This window comes from Nocardia sp. NPDC003345, assembly GCF_053589395.1.
Genome location: NZ_JBSFRU010000404.1, coordinates 1 through 5,118, shown reverse-complemented (window position 1 = coordinate 5,118; position 5,118 = coordinate 1). Strand labels below are relative to the sequence as shown.

5 protein-coding genes are annotated in these 5,118 nt (G+C 71.8%); 2 read left to right on the top strand and 3 right to left on the bottom strand.

Annotation, left to right across the window (positions count from 1 at the left end):
• Window positions 1-805, top strand: an 805-nt coding sequence (locus ACWDU1_RS29290; protein ID WP_450003399.1) for an Abi-alpha family protein, incomplete at its 5' end; no start/stop codon positions are given.
• A gap of 8 nt (window positions 806-813) precedes the next feature.
• Here ACWDU1_RS29290 and ACWDU1_RS29285 read toward each other — a convergent pair.
• A complete protein-coding gene (locus tag ACWDU1_RS29285; RefSeq protein WP_450003397.1) occupies window positions 814-2,628 on the bottom strand; it encodes an ABC-F family ATP-binding cassette domain-containing protein in 1,815 nt (604 codons plus the stop codon).
• 160 nt (window positions 2,629-2,788) lie between these two features.
• Complete coding sequence (locus tag ACWDU1_RS29280) at window positions 2,789-3,760, bottom strand: 4-(cytidine 5'-diphospho)-2-C-methyl-D-erythritol kinase (protein ID WP_450003396.1); 972 nt, start codon at window positions 3,758-3,760, stop codon at window positions 2,789-2,791.
• 132 nt (window positions 3,761-3,892) lie between these two features.
• Here ACWDU1_RS29280 and ACWDU1_RS29275 point away from each other — a divergent pair, with 132 nt between their 5' ends.
• Window positions 3,893-4,096, top strand: coding sequence for a heavy-metal-associated domain-containing protein (locus ACWDU1_RS29275; protein WP_450003394.1), 204 nt, complete (start codon window positions 3,893-3,895; stop codon window positions 4,094-4,096).
• Here the strand turns inward: ACWDU1_RS29275 and rsmA are convergent, their stop codons facing one another.
• Entirely contained in the window at window positions 4,097-4,963 is an 867-nt protein-coding gene (gene rsmA, locus ACWDU1_RS29270) for a 16S rRNA (adenine(1518)-N(6)/adenine(1519)-N(6))-dimethyltransferase RsmA (protein ID WP_450003401.1), read from the bottom strand.
• Window positions 4,964-5,118 lie beyond the last annotated feature (155 nt).

Here is a 5,118-nt window from a genome sequence, read left to right as displayed (position 1 = left end):
CGGCACAGAGCCCAGGCGGACCGGGCCAGGCGGGCCCGCCGCCACGGTGCGTGCGGTCGGCGGCGTGGCGCGCGTAGCGGCCTCGGCGGTGTCGGGTACCGCGAAATGGGGTGTGCACACCGCGCTCGACGTCACCGAAACCGTGGTGCGGGGCAGTATGGCCGGATTACCTCCGGCCGAGATCCGCACCGAGGCCGCGAGCCGGGTCCGCGAGGCACTGCGCGAGGCGCTCGGTGTCCCCGCCGCCGAGCCCGCGGCCGGCGAGTCCCGGAGTGAACGGTCGTTGCGCGAACAGGGTGCCGCGCTGTTGCGCCTGGCCGCCAGCCCCCAGGACCCCGACGAGGGGCATCCGGCGTTCGCCCGGATCCTCGCCGAACTCACCTCCGACGAGGCCCGCATCCTGCGGCTGCTGCGGGTGCAGGGACCGCAACCGGCGGTGACGGTCCGCGGTGGCAGGTCGTCGTGGCGCGGGGCCCGTACCGCGGAACCGCGCACCGCTCCCGCCGACCTCGGGGTGAGCATGATCGGGGAGAACGCCGGGCTGCGCCATCCCGACCGGGTGCACCGCTATCTCGCCAACCTGCGCCGTATCGGTCTCATCGAGGTATTGCGGGACTCCGTGGGTACCCCGGAGCGCTATCAGCTGCTGGAGGCCCAGAGCGCCGTCGCCGATCTGCTGAAACAGGCAGGCGGGCGCGGACGGCTGCAGCACCGCGGTATCGCGCTCACCGCGTTCGGCAACGAGTTCGTGCAGGCCAGCCTGCCGATCGCGGGCGAGGACGGACCGGCCGCCGGTACCCGCTGACCCGCCGATCAGACCTGGTCGGCCAGTTCCATCCACCGCTGTTCGGCGGTTTCCTTCTGCGTCTGGATATCCTTCAGTTCGGCGCCCAGACCGACCAGCTTCTCGGGTTCGGTCGCGGCGGCGGCCAGCGCGGTATGCAGCGCGGCCTCCCGTTCACCGAGTTTGTCGATGGCCCGCTCCAGACGGGTCAGTTCCTTGCGCGCCGCGCGATAGGCCGAGGAATCGGTCTGCGGTGCGGCGGCCGATTCCGCGGCCGGGTTCGCCGACCGGGCCGTGGAAGTACCGGTGGCGAGTTCGGCGCGCCGGGTGAGGTACTGCGCGATTCCGCCGGGCAGGTTCGTCAGTTTGCCGTCGCCGAACAGCGCCCAGGTGGTATCGCAGATCCGTTCGATCAGGTAGCGGTCGTGACTGATCACCACGAGCGTGCCCGCCCAGTTGTCCAGCAGATCTTCGAGCTGCTGCAGGGTGTCGATATCGAGATCGTTGGTCGGCTCGTCGAGCAGCAGCACATTCGGTTCCGACATCAGGATCCGTGTCAGCTGCAGCCGGCGGCGCTCACCGCCGGAGAGATCGCGGACCGGTGTGCGCTGCCGGGCCGGGTTGAAACCCAGGCGCTCGGCCAGCTGCCCGGCCGAGAGTTCCAGCGCCTTGCTGCCCTCGCCGAGGGTGATACGCATGGCGATCTGCTGTACCGCCTCCAGCACCCGCATATCGGTGGGCAGATCGTCGAGTTCCTGCCGCAACCAGCCGATCCGCACGGTCTGCCCCTGAATCCGGCGGCCCGCCACCGGCTCCTGGTCACCGGCGAGCGCGCGCAGCAGCGTGGTCTTACCGGATCCGTTCACCCCCACCAGGCCGACCCGTTCACCGGGCGCCGGCCGCCAGGTCAGATCCTGTACCAGTTCGCGGCCGTCCGGAGTGGTCAGCGTGGCGTCCTCGAGTTCGACCACCACCCGGCCCAGCCGCTTCTTCGCGAAGGCGGCCAGCGAGACGCTGTCGCGTGGCGGTGGTACATCGGCGATCAGCGCCTCTGCCGCCTCGACCCGGTAGCGCGGTTTGGAGGTCCGGGCCTGCGGGCCGCGACGCAGCCAGGCCAGTTCCTTACGGGCGAGGTTCTTGCGCCGGGCCTCGGTGGCGTCGGCCTGGCGCGCGCGTTCGGCGCGGGCGAACACCCAGTCGCCGTAACCGCCCTCGTAGGTCTCCACCCGGCCGCCGACCACCTCCCAGGTGTTGGTGGCGACGGTGTCCAGGAACCAGCGGTCGTGGGTCACCACCACCAGCGCGCTGCGCCGGGCCAGCAGATGTTCGGCCAGCCACTGCACGCCTTCGACATCCAGGTGGTTGGTCGGCTCGTCCAGGACCAGCAGATCCAATTCCCGGACCAGCGCCGCCGCCAGCGCCACCCGGCGGCGCTCGCCACCGGACAGATTGGTCACCTTGGCGTCCAGGCCCAGACCCGCGATACCGATACCGTCGAGGACCGACCGGATCCGCGGGTTGGCGGCCCATTCGTGTTCGGCGATATCGCCGGTGGGCGCGTCCTCGGCCAGACCGGCCAAGACCACCTCGCCGACGGTCGCGTCCTCGGGCAGTGCCCCGCGCTGGGTCACCACGGCCAGCCGCAGCCCGCCGAGCCGGCTGACCCGGCCCGCGTCCGGCTCCTCGATCCCGGTCAGCACCTCGAGCAGGGTGGTCTTACCGCCGCCGTTGAGGCCCACCACCCCGATCCGGTCGCCCGCGTGGACTCCCAGCGATACCCCGTCCAGCAGGGGCTTGATCCCGAAACTCTTGCTGACCTGCTCGAGGTTGATCAGGTTGGACATGAATCCTTCCGCCTCCGGCTTCGTACCGCGCGCGCCGCGGCTCGGCTCAGCCTATCGAGCCGCCGGTCGGGGCCGGATCGCGCGTCGGCTCCGGCGCCGGGCTGCCCGGGCCGGATCGGCCGTCCGCCGGGTGTCCGGTCACAACCGAGACCGGGCGCGGTCAGGCGCGCCGCGGCCCCGAGGCGGGTGGCTCGGGGAGTGGATGCGGCGGCTCCTCCTGGTTGGTGACCCGGGCGCCCGGCACCGGGCCGGTGGCGTTGCGGACACTGCGCGCCACTCCCGCGCCGGACAGTTCCGCCGCCACCGCGACCGCCGATTCGGCGGAATCACACAGGAACGCGCAGGTCGGGCCGGAACCCGACACCAGCCCGGCCAGCGCACCGACCTCCACGCCCGCGCGCAGTGTCCGGCGTAGTTCCGGGCGCAGCGAGACCGCGGCGGCCTGCAGATCGTTGCCCAGCAGCGGTGCGAGTTGTTTCGCGTCGCCGGAGGCCAACGCCTGCATGAGTTCCTGCGGTTCGCCGAGCCGGGGCGGGTTGCCCTGTACCCGCAGCCGATCGAGTTCGGTGAACACCTCGGGGGTCGACAGACCGCCCTTCGCCAGTGCGAGTACCCAGTGGAAGGAGTTGCGGGACAACACCGGGAGCAATCGTTCGCCGCGCCCGGTACCCAGCGCGGTACCACCGTGCAGGGCGAAGGGGACATCGCTACCGAGTTCGGCTGCCACGGCGGCGAGTTCGTCGCGGTGCAGGCCCATCTCCCAGAGTTCGTTCAGCCCGACCAGGGTGGCGGCCGCGTCGGCGCTGCCGCCCGCCATCCCTCCGGCCACCGGAATGCCCTTGTCGATGGTGATCTCCACCAGCGGCTCCCGTCCGGCGAGCTGCGCCATCCGGACCGCGGCCTTCCATGCCAGATTGGTGCGGTCGGTGGGGACCTCCGCCGCGCCCTCACCGGTGACCCGCAGGGCGAGCGAATTGGCGGGCGCGATCTCGAGATCGTCGGCGAGCGACAGCGCCTGGAACACGGTGGTGAGCTCGTGGTAGCCGTCTGCGCGCAGGTCACCCACTCCCAGATGGAGGTTGACCTTCGAGGGCGCCCGTACGGTGACGGGACTGGGCACAACGGACAGCACGGTGACCCAGCCTAACGGCTGGCCCTCCCGGAGGGCAGCCGATGGCCGGGGTCGCGGCCGTTGCCGCAAGTACCCCCTGGGGGTATATTGGGCGGTACCGTCCCACGAGGGACCCGCACGAAGGAGACGCCAATGCCCACCACCAGCACCTACACCGTCACCGGCATGACCTGCGGCCACTGCGTGCAGTCGGTGAAATCCGAGATCGGCAAGATCGACGGTGTCACCAGCGTCGACGTCGACCTCGAATCGGGCCGGGTCGTGGTCGCGGGCGATGTGACCGATGCCGCGGTCGCGGCCGCCGTGGACGAGGCCGGGTACGAGATCGCCGGCTGATCAGGATTGCGCGGCGAGCCGGACGAACGCCGCGGTATCCAGGGTCTCCCCGCGGGCGGCCGGAGCGATTCCGGCGGCGACCAGCCGCCGCTCGGCCTCCGCGGGGCCACCCGCCCAACCCGCCAGCGCCGCGCGCAACGTCTTGCGGCGCTGCGCGAAGGCCATATCGACGACCCCGAAGACGCGGGCCCGATGTTCCTCACCGACCGGCCACGGCGGTTCGGTGAACCGGTCCACCCGCACCAGCCCGGATTCCACCTGCGGAACCGGCCAGAACACCTGCCGCCCCACCGATCCGGCCTTGGCCACCGTCCCGTAGAAACCGGCCTTCACACTCGGCACCCCGTACACCCGGCTACCAGGACGGGCCGCGAGCCGGTCGGCGACCTCGGCCTGCACCATCACCAGCGCGGTCGACAGCGTGGGGAATTCGGCCAGCAGATGCAGCAGTACCGGAACGGCCACGTTGTAGGGCAGATTCGCCACCAGCGCGGTCGGGGCCGCGGGCAGTTCACCGGCGCGCACCCGCAGGGCGTCACCGGGCACCACGGTCAGCCGGTCCGCCAGCCCCCCGGCGCGCTCCCGGACCGTGGCGGGCAGCTGCCCGGCCAGCACGGGATCGATTTCGACCGCCACCACCGTGTCCACCACATCCAGCAGGGCGAGAGTGAGCGAGCCGAGCCCGGGCCCGACCTCGAGCACGGTATCGGCGCGCCCGACCCCGGCGGCGGTCACGATCCGCCGGACGGTGTTGGCGTCGTGCACGAAGTTCTGGCCGAGCTGTTTGGTCGGGCGCACCCCGAGCCGCTCGGCCAGTTCGCGCACCTGCGCGGGCCCCAGCAGAGCAGCCTCACCACGCGCCATCATCTCGGCATCCGACACCGGGAAAACCTACCAACCCGGCCCCGGGACCCGTCCGGGCACGGGCACGGCGCAGGTAGATCAGGCGACCCGCGGCATCTCCGGGGCGTACACCACCGCCGCCGGGGCCGAATGGGTCCGGTCGCCTCCGGAGCCGTGCG